A 16,181-nucleotide genomic window follows, 5' to 3' on the forward strand; every position below is an offset into this window, starting at 1 on the left:
TTAAAGGGTCTCGGATCCGGTCAGGCGCTTGATGGTGCCGCGCAGGATGGGGCTTTCGGGTTGTTCCTTGAGGAATTTTTCCCAGATTTGGCGGGCTTCGCGCTGCTTGCCATTGGCCCACAGCACCTCGCCCAGGTGTGCAGCGACTTCCTGGTCGGGGAAGCGCTCCAGGGCCTGGCGCAGCAAGCGTTCGGCTTCGTCGAGGTTGCCCAGGCGATAGTTCACCCAACCCAGGCTGTCGAGTACAGCCGGGTCTTCCGGGTTGAGCTTGTGCGCCTGCTCGATCAGCGCCTTGGCTTCGTCGTAGCGCGTGGTGCGGTCGGACAAGGTGTAGCCCAGGGCATTCAGGGCCATGGCGTTGTCCGGGTCGCGCTTGATGATCAGGCGCAGGTCTTTTTCCATCTGCGCCAGGTCATTGCGTTTTTCCGCCTGCATGGCGCGGGTATACAGCAGGTTCAAATCGTCGGGGAATTGCAGCAAGGCCTGTTGCAGCACCTTCCAGGCGCGATCGCCCTGATTATTGGCTGACAAGGTCTCGGCCTGGATCAGGTAAAGCTGGATCGCGTAGTCCGGTTCGGCATCCCGTGCAGCGGCCAGGCGTTTTTCTGCCTCATCGGTACGCCCGTTGCTCATCAGGATGTCGGCCTGGCGCAGTTGGGCCGGCAGGTAGTCGTTGCCTGGGCCGACTTGTGCGTATTCGAGCAGGGCGGCCTGTGGGTCACTGCGCTCTTCAGCGATGCGACCCAGGTTCAGGTGCGCCGAGTCGACATGACTTTCGCGCTCGATCAGCTCTTCCAGATACCCCTTGGCCTCGTCCCAGGCCTTGGCTTCCAGGCACACCAGCGCCAGGGAGTAACGCAGTTCATCGTCATCGGGGTATTGCTGGAGCAGGTTGGCGAACTGCACTTTGGCGTCCTCCATGCGGTCCTGCTCCACCAGCGTGCGCGCGTAAGTCAGGCGCAGACGCTTGTCGTCCGGGTATTTCTTGATGCTTTTTTCCAGCAGTGGAATCGCTTCCTTGCCGCGGTTGAGGTTCTGCAGCAGGCGCGCGCGCAGTAGAATCGGCGCGATCTCGCCGTCTTCCGGCGGGTTCTGTTCCAGCAGCTTCAATGCGGCTTCGGCTTCATCATCCTGTTGCAGCAGCAGGGCCTTGCCGAACACCAGTTGACTGTTCTTCGGGTGTTTTTGCAGCAGGCGGTCGAAGCTCTTCATCAGGCCATTGCGGGTGTCCTGGTCGGTGTCGGCAGCCGACAGCGCAAGGAAGTCGAAATGGGTGTCGCCCTTGCCTTGCAGGACTTTCTCCATATAGACCATGGAGTCGTCATAGCGCCCGGCCCGCGCCAACTGAATGGCGGCCGCCCGCTGGGCTTCCAGATCGTCCGGCGCGTTCTTTGCCCAGATCAGCGAAGTATCCAGCGCGGCCTGATCGGCCCCGAGGTACTCGGCAATGCGGAACGCCCGCTCGGAAATTCCCGGATCCTGGGTGTTGATGGCCTGGGTCACGTAGTTATCCAGCGCAATATCGAAGCGATTGCGCTGGCCGGCCAGTTCCGCACTGAGCAGGCTGAACACCGTTTCTTCACTGAACGAGGAATAAACCTTGGGCTTTTCAGGGGCGGGTGTGCTGTCTTCCACCGGCGGTGTACCGTCCGGCGACACGGGTGCCATGGCCTGGCAGCCGCTGAGGAAGACAAAAGCAAGGAGCAACGCGGAAGATCTATTCATATAGGAAGAGGACGACTAACCTGCGGTCGGATCATCATGACACAAGCCTTCGGCCAAACATAACCGTGTAGGAGCGAGCTTGCTCGCGAAAAGCCTGAGGACAACGCGTTTTCTCAGGAGGCCGCGTCATGGTTCACGACCATCGCGAGCAGGCTTGCGCCTACAGATGGCCTTTTTATAGGCATAAGCTACTAGGACAATAGACGACGGTGGTTGTTCTGAATCTTTCGAAGTAGGACAATTGTCGGCTTCCCGACATCATCAGCGATATTGAATGGCCTTCCTCGCACTCGGTATTAACCACAAGACTGCTTCCGTAGACGTGCGCGAGCGCGTGGCGTTTACGCCAGAGCAGTTGGTTGAGGCCTTGCAGCAGCTCTGCCGTCTCACCGACAGCCGCGAAGCTGCGATCCTTTCGACCTGCAATCGCAGTGAGCTTTATATAGAGCAGGAACATCTCTCGGCGGATGTGGTACTGCGCTGGCTGGCCGATTATCACCATTTGAGCCTCGACGACCTGCGCGCGAGCGCCTATGTGCACGAAGACGATGCGGCAGTTCGTCACATGATGCGCGTGGCATCCGGCCTCGATTCGCTGGTGTTGGGCGAGCCGCAGATCCTGGGCCAGATGAAATCCGCCTACGCCGTGGCGCGCGAGGCCGGCACCGTCGGTCCGCTGCTGGGCCGTCTGTTCCAGGCCACCTTCAATTCCGCCAAGCAGGTGCGCACCGACACCGCCATCGGTGAAAACCCGGTGTCTGTGGCGTTTGCCGCCGTCAGCCTGGCCAAGCAGATTTTCAGCGACCTGCAGCGCAGCCAGGCGCTGTTGATCGGCGCCGGTGAGACCATCACCCTGGTTGCCCGCCACCTGCATGACCTGGGCGTAAAGCGCATCGTGGTCGCCAACCGTACCCTGGAGCGCGCCAGCATCCTCGCCGAACAGTTCGGCGCCCATGCGGTGCTGCTGTCGGACATCCCGGCCGAACTGGTGCGCAGCGATATCGTCATCAGCTCCACCGCCAGCCAGCTACCGATCCTCGGCAAGGGCGCGGTGGAAAGTGCGCTGAAACTGCGCAAGCACAAGCCGATCTTCATGGTCGACATCGCCGTTCCCCGGGATATCGAGCCCGAAGTCGGCGAGTTGGACGACGTTTACCTCTACAGCGTCGACGATCTCCATGAAGTGGTCGCCGAAAACCTCAAGAGTCGCCAGGGCGCTGCCCAGGCGGCTGAAGAAATGGTCGGCATCGGCGCTGAAGAGTTCATGGTGCGCCTGCGTGAGCTGGCGGCGGTGGACGTGCTCAAGGCGTATCGTCAGCAGGGCGAACGCCTGCGTGATGAGGAGTTGATCAAGGCCCAGCGCCTGCTCGCCAACGGCAGCAGCGCCGAGGAGGTGCTGATGCAACTGGCTCGCGGCCTGACCAACAAATTGCTGCATGCGCCCAGCGTACAATTAAAAAAACTGACTGCCGAAGGCCGCCTTGATGCGCTGGCCATGGCCCAGGAACTCTTTGCCCTCGGTGAGGGCGCGCCCAGCTCTTCGGATAAAAAATCGCAATGAAAGCGTCACTGCTCAATAAACTGGACGTGCTCCAGGACCGTTTCGAAGAACTGACCGCCTTGCTCGGCGACGGCGAAGTCATTTCCGATCAAACCAAGTTCCGCGCCTATTCCAAGGAATACGCCGAAGTTGAGCCCATTGTGGCCACGTACAAAAATCTCACCAAAGTGCAGGCCGACCTTGAAGGCGCCCAGGCGCTGCTCAAGGACAGCGACCCGGACATGCGTGAAATGGCCGTGGAAGAAGTCCGCGAGGCCAAGGAAAAGTTGGCAGAGCTGGAAGGTGACCTGCAGCGCATGCTGCTGCCCAAGGACCCCAACGACGGGCGCAATGTGTTCCTTGAAATCCGTGCCGGCACCGGCGGCGATGAAGCGGCGATTTTCTCCGGCGACCTGTTCCGCATGTATTCGCGTTATGCCGAGCGTCGCGGTTGGCGGGTCGAGATCCTGTCCGAGAACGAAGGTGAGCATGGCGGCTATAAAGAAGTCATCGCGCGGGTCGAAGGCGACAACGTCTATGGCAAGCTGAAGTTCGAGTCCGGTGCCCACCGTGTGCAGCGGGTTCCCGCGACGGAATCCCAAGGTCGCATCCACACCTCAGCCTGCACCGTGGCCGTGTTGCCCGAGCCGGACGAGCAGGAAGCCATCGAGATCAACCCGGCCGACCTGCGGGTCGATACCTACCGCTCGTCGGGCGCCGGTGGCCAGCACGTCAACAAGACGGATTCGGCGATTCGTATCACCCACTTGCCGTCGGGCATCGTAGTGGAGTGCCAGGAAGAACGTTCCCAGCACAAGAACCGTGCACGGGCCATGTCCTGGCTCTCGGCCAAGCTCAATGACCAGCAGACCAGCGCCGCCGCCAACGCGATTGCCAGCGAGCGCAAATTGCTGGTGGGCTCGGGCGACCGCTCCGAGCGCATCCGTACCTACAACTTTGCCCAGGGCCGGGTCACCGACCATCGGGTCAACCTCACCCTTTACTCCCTGGACGAAATTCTCGCCGGTGGCGTGGATGCGGTGATCGAGCCATTGCTCGCCGAATACCAGGCCGATCAGCTGGCGGCGATAGGTGAATAAATGACCATTATCGCCAGCCTGTTGCGCGCCGTAGACCTGCCCGACTCGCCCACGGCGCGCCTGGATGCCGAGTTATTGCTGGCAGCGGCCTTGGGCAAGTCCCGCAGCTACCTGCACACCTGGCCGGAAAAAATCGTCAGCAGCGAACACGCCCTGGCGTTTGCCGGCTACCTGCAACGCCGCCGCGCCGGCGAGCCGGTGGCCTATATCCTCGGTCAGCAAGGTTTCTGGAAGCTGGACCTGGAGGTCGCGCCCCACACGCTGATCCCGCGTCCGGACACCGAACTGCTGGTGGAAGCGGCCCTGGAATTGTTACCGGCCACACCGGTCAAGGTCCTCGACCTCGGTACTGGCAGCGGCGCCATTGCCCTGGCCCTGGCCAGCGAGCGTCCGGCCTGGCACGTCACGGCCGTCGACCGCGTGCTGGAAGCCGTGGCGCTGGCCGAGCGCAATCGCCAGCGCCTGCACCTCCATAACGCCACGGTGCTCAACAGCCATTGGTTCAGCGCCCTGGCAGGCCACGCCTACGACCTGATCATCAGCAACCCGCCCTACATCGCTGCCAACGATCCGCACCTGGTGGCGGGCGATGTGCGTTTCGAGCCGGCCAGCGCCCTGGTGGCGGGCCATGATGGCCTGGACGACCTGCGGTTGATCATCGCCCAAGCCCCGGGCCACCTGAACGCGGCGGGTTGGCTGCTGCTGGAGCACGGTTACGACCAGGCTGGCGCGGTGCGCGACCTGTTGCTGAGCCAAGGCTTCGAGGAGGTGCACAGCCGCATCGACCTTGGCGGTCACGAACGCATCTCCCTGGGACGCCGGCCGTGCTGAGCGATCAGGAGCTGTTGCGCTACAGCCGACAGATTCTGTTGCAGCATGTCGACATCGACGGCCAATTGCGCCTGAAAAACGGCCGTGCGTTGATCGTCGGCCTCGGTGGCCTGGGTGCCCCGGTGGCGATGTACCTGGCTGCCGCCGGTGTTGGTGAATTGCACCTGGCGGATTTCGACACCGTCGACCTCACCAATCTGCAACGCCAGATCATCCATGACACCGACAGCGTCGGGCAGGCCAAGGTCGATTCGGCCATGCGCCGCCTGAGCGTCCTCAACCCCGAAATCACCTTGGTCGCCCACCCCATCGCGCTGGATGCCGATACCTTGGCGGCGGCGGTGGCGGGTGTGGACGTAGTGCTCGATTGCAGCGACAACTTCTCCACCCGCGAGGCCGTCAATGCCGCCTGCGTGGCGGCGGCCAGGCCATTGATCAGCGGCGCGGCGATCCGTCTTGAAGGGCAACTGTCGGTATTCGATCCACGTCGCGCCGAAAGCCCGTGCTATCACTGTTTATACGGGCACGGCAGCGATACTGAACTGACCTGCAGCGAAGCGGGCGTGGTCGGCCCACTGGTGGGCCTGGTCGGTAGCCTGCAAGCCCTGGAGGCCTTGAAGTTGCTGGCGGGTTTCGGCGAGCCGCTGGTAGGCCGCTTGTTGCTGATCGATGCGTTGACCACACGTTTTCGCGAATTGCGGGTCAAGCGTGATCCCGCTTGCAGCGTCTGCGGGACGCAACATGGGTAAGGACGCGCCAATCGGTGTGTTCGATTCCGGTGTCGGCGGCTTGTCGGTGCTGGCTGAGATCCAGCAATTGCTGCCCCATGAGTCCCTGTTGTACGTGGCCGATTGCGGGCATATCCCCTACGGCGAGAAAACCCCGGCGTTCATTCTTGGGCGTTCCCGGTCAGTTGCCGGTTTTTTCCGCGAGCAGGGCGCCAAGGCTTTTGTGATTGCCTGCAACACCGCAACCGTGGCGGCCGTCGCGGATTTGCGCCAGGACTACCCCGATTGGCCCCTGGTGGGCATGGAGCCCGCAGTCAAACCCGCCGCGGCGGCCACGCGCAGTGGCGTGGTCGGGGTGCTCGCCACCACCGGCACCCTGCAAAGCGCCAAGTTCGCCGCGTTGCTCGATCGGTTTGCCACCGATGTGCGGGTGATCACCCAGCCGTGCCCGGGCCTGGTGGAACTGATTGAAACCGGTGATCTGGACAGCCTGGCCCTGCGTCAGTTGTTGCAGGGCTATATCGACCCGCTGCTCAGCGCCGGCTGCGACACCATCATCCTCGGCTGTACCCACTATCCCTTCCTCAAGCCGCTGCTGGCGCAGATGCTGCCTGCCAGCATCATCCTCATCGACACCGGCGCTGCCGTCGCACGTCAGCTCAAGCGTTTGCTGGGCGAACGCGACCTGCTGGCCCTCGGCGATCCTGAGCCTGCACAGTTCTGGACCAGTGGCGATGTGTATCACCTAAGAAATATCCTACCGACACTATGGAAACATTCTGCAGTTGTGCGAAGCTTCGGGTCGTGAAAATTTCGTGAAATGTCGCTGAACTTCTGAGTGTGCGTCAGCTTCTATAGCGAGATGGCCTGTAAAAATTCATACAAACTTTGTTTTCAAAGGACTGTTTCTTATGAAGCGCTTGTTCTGTTTGGCCGCGATTGCGGCCGTAGTGGTGGGACACTCTGTTTCGGCCCAGGCTGCAGGCCTGGAGTTTGGGGTGGGCAGTACCAGCGATTCGACGTTGACCTATCGACTGGGCCTGACCTCGGATTGGGATAAAAGCTGGATGCAGAGTGACGTCGGTCGCCTGACCGGCTATTGGAGCGGCGCCTATACCTATTGGGAGGGTGATGACCGTGCAGGTGCCAGCAGCCTGTCGTTCTCGCCGGTATTTGTGTATGAGTTTGCCGGCCAGTCGGTCAAGCCTTACATCGAAGCCGGGATTGGCGTGGCAGTGTTTTCCCGTACCAAGCTGGAAGACAACAACATCGGCCAGGCTTTCCAGTTCGAAGACCGCCTGGGCTTTGGCCTGCGCTTCACCGGTGGGCATGAAGTCGGCATTCGCGCCACGCACTACTCCAATGCCGGGATCAGCAGCAATAACGATGGTGTAGAAAGCTACTCGCTGCACTACACCATGCCGCTGTAATTCCCAGGAACGCTGCAAAACAGTGTGGGAGGGGGCTTGCCCCCGATGGCGATGGATCAGTTGGCAAATTCCGCGACTGACACTCCGCTATCGGGGGCAAGCCCCCTCCCACATTAAGGTCCTCACTGGCCTGAGATCAGCGGTAGGCCGTGGCGATGCCTTCGCGTTCGGTCAGGCACTCCGGTGCGCCCATCTCGAACTCCCGGCAAATCAGCGGCCGACGCTCGTAAATCGTGCACATCATCGTGTCCCGATCCAGCGCCGCGCACCAGCCGTCATCCAGGCGCAGCATCACTTCACCGCCCCAATCGTCAGTGTCGATATAGCGCTCCGGCACGCCGGTGTCGGTGATCAGCATCACTTCCAGCTGGCAGCAGCAGGCCGCGCAGGTCGAGCAGGTGACGGCGGGTTCGGTGATCTGGGTGTGGGGGATGTTGGTCATAGGCGCGCAGTGTAAGGCAAGCGGGTGACGCAGGTGTGAAAGGTCTGACAGGCGTCAGCGCGCCAGCCGGTGCAGTCCGAGGAACACCACCGCCCAAAGCAGCGCCAGCCCCGCCATGGTGGGTAGCAGTGGGTAGCCAAAATGCACGCCCGCCAACTGGCTGCCGGCGTAATACGACAGCGGGCCCCCGAGCGCACCCAATGCTGCCGCACGCCACCAGGGCCGCGCACTCCAGGCCAGGCAATGGCGCAGGGTGGTGGCCAGTACCGCCCACAGCAGGATCAGCCAGAACGGAATCAGCGGTCCGGGCTCGCTGAAGTGAAACACCCCCAGGCTGCGCAGCAACGTATCCAGTACCGTGCCCAGCAGCGTCACGCGGATAATCAGCGCGCCGTCGGTGGCCCACGAACTTATCCACAGCAGGTGGATTGCCAGCACCGCCAGCCCCACCAGCAACCAAGGGCCATCGCCACCGAGTACGCAGGCAAACCACCCGCACTGGAACAGCACGGCATTGGCCAGTGGTTTAAGCACTGAAGCGCCCGAGCAGCGGAGGGTTGATGGCCGACGGTTTGGCCAACAGCAATTGCGCCGTGCCAATGGTGCGCTCCATAAAGCCGCCCTCGCAGTAGCACAGGTAGAACTCCCACAACCGCAGGAAATATTCGTCGTAGCCCAACTCCGTCAGGCGGCCATGGGCGTGGCGAAAGTTCTCGTGCCACAGGCGCAGGGTTCGCGCGTAGTGCAGGCCGAAGTCCTCCATGTGCAGCAGGTTCATATCGGTGTCGCGGCTGACGATGTGCAGCATGTTCTGCACACTGGGCAGGGCACCGCCGGGGAAGATATAGCGCTGGATAAAGTCGACGCTGTTCTTCGCCTGCTCGAAGCGTTGCTCGCGGATGGTGATGGCTTGCAGCAACATCAGGCCATCACGCTTGAGCAGGTGCGCGCACTGCTTGAAGTAGGTCGGCAGGAAGCGATGGCCCACCGCTTCGATCATCTCGATGGACACCAACTTGTCGTACTCGCCGGTCAGGTCGCGGTAGTCCTGCAGCAACAACGTGACCTGGTCTTGCAAGCCCAGGGCCGCGATGCGTTTTTCGGTGTAGGCGAACTGCTCTTTGGACAAGGTCGTGGTGGTGACCTTGCAGCCGTACTGCTGCGCCGCATACAGCGCCATGCTGCCCCAGCCGGTACCGATTTCCAGCAGATGATCGGTGGGTTTGAGCGCGAGCTTCTGGCAGATGCGTTGCAGTTTGTTCAGTTGCGCCTGTTCCAGGCTGTCGTCGGGCGTCAGGAACTGCGCGGCCGAATACATCATGGTCGGGTCGAGGAATTCTGCGAACAGCTCATTGCCGAGGTCGTAGTGGGCGGCGATGTTTTTTTGCGAGCCCTTGCGCGTGTTGCGGTTGAGCCAGTGCAGGCCTTGGGTGAACGGCCGTGCCAATCTGGCCAGGCCACCCTCCATCGCGTCGAGCACATCCAGGTTACTCACCATCACCCGCACCACCGCCGTCAGGTCCGGGCTGGTCCAATAGCCGTGGATAAAGGCCTCGCCCGCACCGATGGAACCGTTGGCCGCCACCAGCCCCCAGACCGCCGAGTCGAGAATCTGGATTTCCCCCAGCAGGTGCGCTTCCCGTGCGCCGAATACCTGGCGCTCGCCGTCCTCGATCACCACCAACTGGCCATGGCGCAGTTGGCTGAGTTGGCGCAGCACGCCCTTGCGCAGCAGCGCACTGGTCATGCCGTTGATGTTCAGGCGGTGGGTCTTGACCGATAAGCTAGGGGATTTCATGGCGGCGATCCTTGGTGTACCCGACTGCTGTGCGAGAGGCGCCGTCGGCGGCCTGATGGGAAAAAATCGGTGTGCGCTTGAGCAACAGGCGCAGGGCCTGCCAGTAAATGGCCAGGCAGGTCTTGGCGGTCATCCACGGATAGCGCCACAGGTAACGGTGCAGGCTGGCGCGGTTCAGCGTTTCTTTGTGCAGGCTCAAGGTGGCGTCGAAGACTTTCACGTCGCCCTGCCAATCGGCCATGTGCACGCCGAGCTTGGTGGCGGGCGGGCTGAAGCTCATGCGGTATTCCAGGTCGCGCGGCAAAAACGGCGACACGTGAAACGCCTTGGCCACGGCGAAGTGCTGGTGTTCATCCGCACCTAGGGCCTGGGCCGGCAGCACATAGTGATAGCGCTCGCGCCATGGGGTGTTGGTGACTTCGCACAGGATCGCGGCCAGTCGTCCGTCGGCCTCGAAGCAGTAGAAGAAACTCACCGGGTTAAAAGCCAGGCCCCAACTGCGGGCCTGGGTCAGCAGGCAGATAACGCCCAGGGGTGTATGCCCCAGGGCCTTGCCGACTTCCTGGCGCACGGCATCGGTCAAACTCATGCCGTGGCGCGTAAATTCACGCAGGTAGTCCTGCTGGCGAAAACCGAAGGGCGCCAGGCGGCTTGCGCCGGCCAGGGGCGACAGCCCGAGCACTTGCTCTTGTTCGCTTAAGTCCAGGTACAGCAGGCCGATGCGGTAGCGAAAGGCGTGGGCCTTGGGGGCAAACCGCCGATGGGCAATCCAGCCGCTGTACAGGGCGCTGTTCACAGGCTTTCCCCAAAGGCTTCGGCTACGCGCAGGGCGCTGACGACGCCGTCTTCATGGAAGCCGTTGGCCCAATAGGCGCCGCAGTACCAGGTATGGCGGGTGCCGTTCAGTTCTTCCCAGCGTGCTTGTGCGGCCACGGCGGCCAGGCTGTATTGCGGGTGGGCGTAGGTATAGCGCGCAAGGATCTTCAGCGGGTTGATCATCGAGGTCTGGTTAAGGCTGACGCAAAAGGTGGTGGCGCTGTCGATGCCTTGCAGGATGTTCATGTCATAGGTGACGGCGGCCTGGGTCTGCGTGTCGCCGCTCAGCCGGTAGTTCCAGCTGGCCCAGGCCAGTTTGCGCTCGGGCAGCAGGCGCGTGTCGGTATGCAGCACCACATCATTGTCGGCGTAGGGCAGGGCGCCGAGGATCTCCTGCTCGGCCTGGCTCGGGTCGCCGAGCAGGGCCAGTGCCTGGTCGCTGTGGCAGGCGAACACCACCTTGTCGAAGGCTTCGGTGCCGGCGGCGCTGTAAATGATTACGCCCTCTGCGTCACGCTCGACCAGATGCACCGGGCAGTCGAGGCGGATCTGCTCGCGAAAGCTGCGGGTCAGCGGTTCGATATAACGGCTGGAGCCACCCTCGATCACGCACCACTGCGGCCGGTTGTTCACCGAGAGCAAACCGTGGTTCTTGAAGAAACGCACAAAGAACTGCAACGGGAAATCCAACATGTCCGCCAGGGACATCGACCAGATCGCCGCGCCCATCGGTACGATGTAATGCCGGATAAACCGTGGCCCGTAGCCCCCGGCTTCGAGGTAGTCACCCAAGGTCATCCCGACGCTGATGCGCTGCTCTTGCAGGTCCAGCGGGGCCTGGCGATTGAAGCGCAGGATGTCACGCAGCATGCCCCAGAAGCCCGGCGAGAGGATATTGCGGCGCTGGGCAAACAGGCTGTTGAGGTTGTTGCCGTTGTACTCGAAGCCGCTGCCCTGGTCGCACACCGAAAAGCTCATCTCGGTGGGTTTGAAGGTCACGCCGATCTGCCCCAGCAAGCGGATGAAGTTGGGGTAGGTCCAGTCGTTGAACACGATGAAGCCGGTGTCCACCGCATAGGGTTTGCCCTCGACGGTGACGTTGACCGTGTGGGTGTGCCCGCCGATACGGTCGCCCGCCTCGAACAGGGTGATGTCGTGGCGGCGGCTGAGCAGGTAGGCACTGGTCAGGCCGGCGATACCGCTGCCGATAATGGCGATCTTCACAGGTCGTCCTTTTTCGGTGGCGGGCTGCGCAACATGCGTTTGCCGATGATCAATTGCGCGCGGTTCGGCAGTTTCGACAGCGGCCACAGCGTGGCGATAAACAGTGCGGGGAAGGCGATCTCCAGCGGGCGTTTTTCCAGCTTGGCGAAGATATGCCGCGCGGCCTTGTCGGCTGGCCAGCTCAGGGGCATCGGGAAGTCATTGCGCTCGGTGAGTGGGGTGTCGACGAAGCCCGGGCTGATCACCGTGACATCAATGTTTTCGGTCGACAGGCTGATGCGCAGGGATTCGAACAGGTAGCGCAGCCCGGCCTTGGACGCGCCATACGCTTCGGCCCGCGGCATCGGCAGGTAGGTCACGGCGCTGGCGACGCCCACCAGGTGTGGCGTGCGCCCGGCACGCAACAACGGCAGCGCCGCTTCAATGCAGTAACTGCTGGCCAGCAGGTTGGTGCGCACCACGTGTTCGATAATCGAGGCATCGAATTGCCTGGCGTCGACATATTCACAGGTGCCGGCGTTGAGGACTACGGTGTCGACCGAACCCCAGGCCGCGCCGATGTGCTCACCGATCTCGCGCACGGTCTGGCTGTTGGTCAGGTCGCCGGCCACCACCAGCACCTGGCCGGGGTAACGTTGGGCGAGCGCTTCCAGCGGGCCTTTGGTGCGTGAACTGAGGGCCACGTGGGCGCCGCTGGTGAGCAGCTCCACGGCCAGCGCGGCACCGATGCCACTGCTGGCACCGGTCAGCCAATAACGACGGGGCGGCAGTGCGTTCATCCCACTCTCCTTTTCAACCAACTGACGACCCCGCCCAACACGGGAAGGTGTTCGTACAACAGGGCGCCGGCGTCGAAGTAATCGCGGTGGCGGTACACCTTGTCACGCCACATCAGGTGCGAGCAGCCTTCCACGTAGATGACCTTGCCCTTGTCCAGGCGTGGGTGGCAGAAACTCATGTTCCAGCGCAGGTAGCCTTCGCCTTCGGCCACCTGGTCGAAACCATGGAAGTCGAAGCGCAGCTGGCTGACATTGCTGTACAACTCGGCGAAATACGTGTGCAGCGCGGTCAGGCCATGGACTTCATGCAGCGGGTCGGTGAAGGCGATGTCCTGGCTGTAGAGGCTGTCGAGCAGTTGCAGGTTGTGCTTGTCCAGCGAGGCAAAGGCCTGGGCGAAGCGGCGCAGGAAGTCACTCATGTTCGGCGACCTCCTGGCGTGAAGGCAGGTTGCGAAAGGCCGCCAGGGCGCGTTCGCGGGATTTTTTCAGGTCGACAATCGAGCGCGGGTAATCCGCCACGCCAAACAGGCCGCCGAGCGCTTGCGGGTTGTGCACTTCCTTCTTGTTCAGCGTGGCCAGCTCCGGCAGCCAGCGCTTGATAAACACGCCATCGCCGTCGAATTTTTCCGACTGGCTCAGCGGGCTGAAAATCCGGAAATACGGCGCCGAATCGGTGCCGGTGGATGAACTCCATTGCCAGCCGCCGTTGTTCGCTGCGAGGTCGCCGTCGATCAGGTGGCGCATGAAGAAGCGCTCGCCTTCGCGCCAGTCGATCAACAGGTTCTTGGTCAGGAACATCGCCACCACCATGCGCAGGCGGTTATGCATCCAGCCGGTTTCCAGCAGTTGGCGCATCGCGGCATCGATGATCGGCAGGCCGGTGCGCGCCTGTTGCCAGGCGGCGAGGTCCTCGGGCGCATCGCGCCAGGCCAGGGCTTCGGTCTCGGGACGGAAAGCGCGGTGACGGGAGACCCGTGGGTAACCGACCAGAATGTGCTTGTAGAACTCACGCCATAGCAGCTCGTTGATCCAGGTGATGGTGCCGATGTCGCCGCTTTCGAATTCGCCCTGGTTGGTTTGCAGGGCGGCGTGCAGGCATTGGCGCGGCGAAACCACACCGGCGGCCAAGTAGGCGGAGAGCTGGCTGGTGCCGGGCTTGGCCGGAAAATCCCGTTCGTCTTTGTAGTAGCTGATCTGCTGGTCGGCAAAGGCGTCGAGGCGGCGGCGGGCTTCGTCTTCGCCGGCGGGCCAGAGGGCGCGCAAGGTTTCGCTGGGCGGTTCGAAGCCGTCGACCTGTTCGGGAATCGGATCGCTCTTGAGCGTGAGCGCGGCTTGGGCCTTGGGCGTTGCGACCCGACGCGGCAGGGCGCTGTGCAGGCGCGCGTAGCAGACCTTGCGGAACTGGCTGAACACCTGGAAGTAGGTGCCGGTCTTGGTCAGCACGCTGCCCGGTTGGAAAAGCAGTTGGTCCAGGTAGCTGTGGAACGTCACGCCGCCGGCTTCCAGCGCCTCAGCGACAGCTGCATCGCGACGGCTTTCATGAATGCCGTATTCCTCGTTGACGTGCACCGACGCCACGGACAGTTCCCGGCACAGTTGGCCAAGTACGGCGGGGGCCTGGTCCCAGGTAGCTGCATGGCGGATCAGCAAGGGAATGTTCAGGGTGCCCAGGGCCTGGCTCAAGTGCTGCAGGTTGCGCAGCCAGAAATCCACTTTGCAGGGGGCATCGTCATGGGCCAGCCATTGCTGGGGCGTGACCAGGTACACGGCCGCCACCGGGCCTCGCTGGCAGGCCGCGGCCAGGGCGGTGTTGTCGTGAAGGCGCAAGTCGGTGCGCAGCCAGATCAAGTGCATTTAGATAAGTCCACGCTGGATCAGGAGCTGATGGGCCGACAACGGGTCTTCGGCCACGAACAATTGCGCAATGTCTTGGGTTAATACAGCCAGCTCGGCCTGGTGGATGCAGACCGTGGGTCCGACGAGCAGTTTTGCGCAATTGACGCCAGCCAGCAGCTTGCTCAGTGCCGGCAATTGCAGGGCCTTGCTCGAATACAGGAGCACGGCACGCGGTTGCAGGTGTTCCGCCGCCAGGGCCAGCTCGCCGGTGGGCAACGGCCAGTCGAAGACTTCCACCGGGCAATCGGCGCTGCTGGCCAGCCAAGCGCTGAGCCACAGGTGCGGCTCCAGCGGCAGGTCGGAGTGGTTGACCAGCAGCAGCGGCGCGCCGTGCAACTGTCGGTTGTTGTGGTAGATGCGTGCACCGAACTTGCTGCGCAGCCAGGACAGGAAAAACACCCGCTCCATCTGTGCGCCGAACTGGCCTTGCCAGCGCTGTTCCAGCTCCTGCAGCAACGGCAACAGCAATTGCTCGCACAGGGTGCGCGGCGGGTACAGCGCCATGGCCTGGTTAAACACATCGTCCACCCGGCGTTCGGCCAGTTCGCTGACGGCCTGCACCAGGTTCTGGCGCAAGGCGTGCCACTCGTTCTCGACGGCATCGGGAAGGGCTTGGGCGGAATCGATCAGGCCTTTGACCTGGCTGACCGGCACGCCGCGATTGAGCCAGGTGAGGATGGTGTGGATGCGTTGTACATGGTCGGCATTGAACAGCCGATGGCCCTTGGGGGTGCGCTGGGGCACGATCAGGCCATAACGGCGTTCCCAGGCGCGCAGGGTCACGGCGTTGACGCCGGTCTGGCGCGCCACTTCACGAATCGGCAGCCAGCCGTCTTCGAGGGCTTGGGCGATGTCTGCGCCGGGTTCGTCTTGCAAGATAGCGGTCATGACGCTTTTCATGGTTTAGATCGCATTCCGCAGGCTGAGATTTTCCGGGTGCGGCTGCAAGTAGGCCTGCTGCGCGATGTAGCGGTCCGGGTGTTGGCGAAAGTGATGCTTGAGCAGGGTCAACGGCACCACGAGCGGCACGATGCCCTGGTGATACTGGCTGATGACCGTCTGCATTTCCTGTTTGTCATCCGCGCTGATGGCCTGCTTGAGGTAGCCGCTGATGTGTTGCAGCACGTTGGTGTGGGTGCCGCGGGTGGCGCACTTTTTCAGGCCGGTCATCAGGTCGCTGAAATAGCAGGCGGCCACCTCGTCGAGGTTGACGTCCCTGGCCATGCTGCCGAGGCGGTGGCCCAGGCTCTTGTAATGCATCAGGCTGTGGGCCATCAGCAAATACTTGTAGCGCGCGTGAAACGCCAGCAGACGGTGGCGGGTCAGGCCCTCGGCCAGCAGTTGCTGCCAACTGGCGTAGACGAAGACGCGGGTCAGGAAGTTTTCCCGCAGTACAGGGTCATTCAGGCGGCCATCTTCTTCCACAGGCAGGTTCGGGTGACGCGCGCAGAACGCCTGGGCGTAGATGCCACGCCCGCCGCCCTCCACCGGCGCTCCGTTTTCACGGTAGACCTTGACGCGTTCCAGGCCGCAGGACGGCGACTTCTGCATGAAGATGTAGCCGCACAGGTCAGTGTGTTCGGCGGCCATTTTGCGGCCGTATGCGTCCAGCGGCGCGGTGACATTCAGCTCGCGGTGTACGGTGCCGACGGCCTGGGGCTGTTCGGCATCGCCCACCAAGCGAATGGTTTCACGGGGGATACCGAGGCCGATCGCCACTTCCGGGCACAGCGGCACGAAGTCGAAGTACTCGGCGAGGACCTCGCTGCATAGCTGGGACTGCTTGTGACCGCCATTGAAACGCACGTTCTCGCCCAGCAGGCAGGCGCTGATGCCAATCTTCGGCTTGATGGACGGTGTGCTGGGCATGGC

The 16,181-nt window shown here is 62.6% G+C and carries 17 protein-coding genes; 6 read left to right on the forward strand and 11 right to left on the reverse strand.

Annotated features, from left to right (window positions below; genetic code table 11):
• On the reverse strand, positions 1-1,725 hold the full coding sequence (locus BB029_RS05135) for a tetratricopeptide repeat protein (RefSeq protein ID WP_065938449.1): 1,725 nt from the start codon (positions 1,723-1,725) through the stop codon (positions 1-3).
• A 274-nt stretch (positions 1,726-1,999) separates the two neighbouring features.
• On the opposite strand from BB029_RS05135, the gene hemA reads away from it, so the two are divergent.
• The 6 genes from hemA (at position 2,000) to BB029_RS05165 (ending at position 7,354) form a co-directional block, all read left to right on the forward strand.
• On the forward strand, positions 2,000-3,286 hold the full coding sequence (gene hemA, locus BB029_RS05140) for a glutamyl-tRNA reductase (protein ID WP_065938450.1): 1,287 nt from the start codon (positions 2,000-2,002) through the stop codon (positions 3,284-3,286).
• Positions 3,283-4,365, forward strand: a complete 1,083-nt coding sequence (prfA, locus tag BB029_RS05145) for a peptide chain release factor 1 (RefSeq protein WP_027606884.1) — start codon at positions 3,283-3,285, stop codon at positions 4,363-4,365. The genes hemA and prfA overlap by 4 nt, the downstream gene beginning before the upstream one ends.
• Entirely contained in the window at positions 4,366-5,196 is an 831-nt protein-coding gene (prmC, locus tag BB029_RS05150) for a peptide chain release factor N(5)-glutamine methyltransferase (protein ID WP_065938451.1), read from the forward strand. It begins immediately after the preceding gene.
• Complete coding sequence (locus BB029_RS05155) at positions 5,190-5,945, forward strand: molybdopterin-synthase adenylyltransferase MoeB (protein ID WP_065938452.1); 756 nt, start codon at positions 5,190-5,192, stop codon at positions 5,943-5,945. The genes prmC and BB029_RS05155 overlap by 7 nt, the downstream gene beginning before the upstream one ends.
• Complete coding sequence (gene murI / locus BB029_RS05160; protein WP_065938453.1) at positions 5,938-6,732, forward strand: glutamate racemase; 795 nt, start codon at positions 5,938-5,940, stop codon at positions 6,730-6,732. Before BB029_RS05155 ends, murI begins: the two co-directional genes overlap by 8 nt.
• Before the next feature lie 103 nt (positions 6,733-6,835).
• A complete protein-coding gene (locus tag BB029_RS05165) occupies positions 6,836-7,354 on the forward strand; it encodes an acyloxyacyl hydrolase (RefSeq protein WP_027606880.1) in 519 nt (172 codons plus the stop codon).
• Between the two features lie 136 nt (positions 7,355-7,490).
• On the opposite strand, the gene BB029_RS05170 is transcribed toward BB029_RS05165, so the two are convergent.
• The 10 genes from BB029_RS05170 to BB029_RS05215 are packed head-to-tail and all read right to left on the reverse strand — an operon-like array spanning position 7,491 to position 16,178.
• On the reverse strand, positions 7,491-7,796 hold the full coding sequence (locus BB029_RS05170) for a YkgJ family cysteine cluster protein (protein WP_016977069.1): 306 nt from the start codon (positions 7,794-7,796) through the stop codon (positions 7,491-7,493).
• A 54-nt stretch (positions 7,797-7,850) separates the two neighbouring features.
• Positions 7,851-8,330 carry a DUF2878 domain-containing protein gene (locus tag BB029_RS05175; RefSeq protein WP_065938454.1) on the reverse strand — a complete coding sequence of 160 codons (480 nt, stop codon included), beginning with the start codon at positions 8,328-8,330 and terminating at the stop codon, positions 7,851-7,853.
• Positions 8,323-9,594, reverse strand: a complete 1,272-nt coding sequence (locus BB029_RS05180) for a cyclopropane-fatty-acyl-phospholipid synthase family protein (protein ID WP_065938455.1) — start codon at positions 9,592-9,594, stop codon at positions 8,323-8,325. The genes BB029_RS05175 and BB029_RS05180 overlap by 8 nt, the downstream gene beginning before the upstream one ends.
• Entirely contained in the window at positions 9,581-10,390 is an 810-nt protein-coding gene (locus BB029_RS05185) for a DUF1365 domain-containing protein (protein ID WP_065938456.1), read from the reverse strand. Before BB029_RS05185 ends, BB029_RS05180 begins: the two co-directional genes overlap by 14 nt.
• Positions 10,387-11,634 (reverse strand): NAD(P)/FAD-dependent oxidoreductase, encoded by a 1,248-nt coding sequence (locus BB029_RS05190; protein WP_065938457.1) that lies wholly within the window; start codon positions 11,632-11,634, stop codon positions 10,387-10,389. Before BB029_RS05190 ends, BB029_RS05185 begins: the two co-directional genes overlap by 4 nt.
• Complete coding sequence (locus BB029_RS05195; protein WP_065938458.1) at positions 11,631-12,413, reverse strand: SDR family oxidoreductase; 783 nt, start codon at positions 12,411-12,413, stop codon at positions 11,631-11,633. The genes BB029_RS05190 and BB029_RS05195 overlap by 4 nt, the downstream gene beginning before the upstream one ends.
• Positions 12,410-12,832, reverse strand: coding sequence for a nuclear transport factor 2 family protein (locus tag BB029_RS05200; protein ID WP_065938459.1), 423 nt, complete (start codon positions 12,830-12,832; stop codon positions 12,410-12,412). The genes BB029_RS05195 and BB029_RS05200 overlap by 4 nt, the downstream gene beginning before the upstream one ends.
• Positions 12,825-14,267: a deoxyribodipyrimidine photo-lyase gene (gene phrB, locus BB029_RS05205; RefSeq protein WP_065938460.1), complete on the reverse strand. Its 1,443-nt coding sequence runs from the start codon at positions 14,265-14,267 to the stop codon at positions 12,825-12,827. Before phrB ends, BB029_RS05200 begins: the two co-directional genes overlap by 8 nt.
• Positions 14,268-15,197, reverse strand: coding sequence for a MerR family transcriptional regulator (locus BB029_RS05210; protein WP_065938461.1), 930 nt, complete (start codon positions 15,195-15,197; stop codon positions 14,268-14,270).
• Positions 15,198-15,212: 15 nt separating this feature from the next.
• On the reverse strand, positions 15,213-16,178 hold the full coding sequence (locus BB029_RS05215; RefSeq protein ID WP_027606870.1) for a DUF523 and DUF1722 domain-containing protein: 966 nt from the start codon (positions 16,176-16,178) through the stop codon (positions 15,213-15,215).
• Positions 16,179-16,181: the final 3 nt, after the last annotated feature.

Source organism: Pseudomonas sp. S3E12 (assembly GCF_001702295.1).
Classification (GTDB): Bacteria; Pseudomonadota; Gammaproteobacteria; order Pseudomonadales; family Pseudomonadaceae; genus Aquipseudomonas; species Aquipseudomonas marginalis.

What these genes read in the sequence shown, in the direction of transcription:
- BB029_RS05135 (WP_065938449.1), bottom strand. Translation starts at nt 1,725, where the DNA reads ATGAATAGATCTTCCGCGTTGCTCCTTGCTTTTGTCTTCCTCAGCGGC.
- hemA (WP_065938450.1), top strand. Translation starts at nt 2,000, where the DNA reads ATGGCCTTCCTCGCACTCGGTATTAACCACAAGACTGCTTCCGTAGAC.
- prfA (WP_027606884.1), top strand. Translation starts at nt 3,283, where the DNA reads ATGAAAGCGTCACTGCTCAATAAACTGGACGTGCTCCAGGACCGTTTC.
- prmC (WP_065938451.1), top strand. Translation starts at nt 4,366, where the DNA reads ATGACCATTATCGCCAGCCTGTTGCGCGCCGTAGACCTGCCCGACTCG.
- murI (WP_065938453.1), top strand. Translation starts at nt 5,938, where the DNA reads ATGGGTAAGGACGCGCCAATCGGTGTGTTCGATTCCGGTGTCGGCGGC.
- BB029_RS05165 (WP_027606880.1), top strand. Translation starts at nt 6,836, where the DNA reads ATGAAGCGCTTGTTCTGTTTGGCCGCGATTGCGGCCGTAGTGGTGGGA.
- BB029_RS05170 (WP_016977069.1), bottom strand. Translation starts at nt 7,796, where the DNA reads ATGACCAACATCCCCCACACCCAGATCACCGAACCCGCCGTCACCTGC.
- BB029_RS05180 (WP_065938455.1), bottom strand. Translation starts at nt 9,594, where the DNA reads ATGAAATCCCCTAGCTTATCGGTCAAGACCCACCGCCTGAACATCAAC.
- BB029_RS05195 (WP_065938458.1), bottom strand. Translation starts at nt 12,413, where the DNA reads ATGAACGCACTGCCGCCCCGTCGTTATTGGCTGACCGGTGCCAGCAGT.
- BB029_RS05200 (WP_065938459.1), bottom strand. Translation starts at nt 12,832, where the DNA reads ATGAGTGACTTCCTGCGCCGCTTCGCCCAGGCCTTTGCCTCGCTGGAC.
- phrB (WP_065938460.1), bottom strand. Translation starts at nt 14,267, where the DNA reads ATGCACTTGATCTGGCTGCGCACCGACTTGCGCCTTCACGACAACACC.
- BB029_RS05210 (WP_065938461.1), bottom strand. Translation starts at nt 15,197, where the DNA reads ATGACCGCTATCTTGCAAGACGAACCCGGCGCAGACATCGCCCAAGCC.
- BB029_RS05215 (WP_027606870.1), bottom strand. Translation starts at nt 16,178, where the DNA reads ATGCCCAGCACACCGTCCATCAAGCCGAAGATTGGCATCAGCGCCTGC.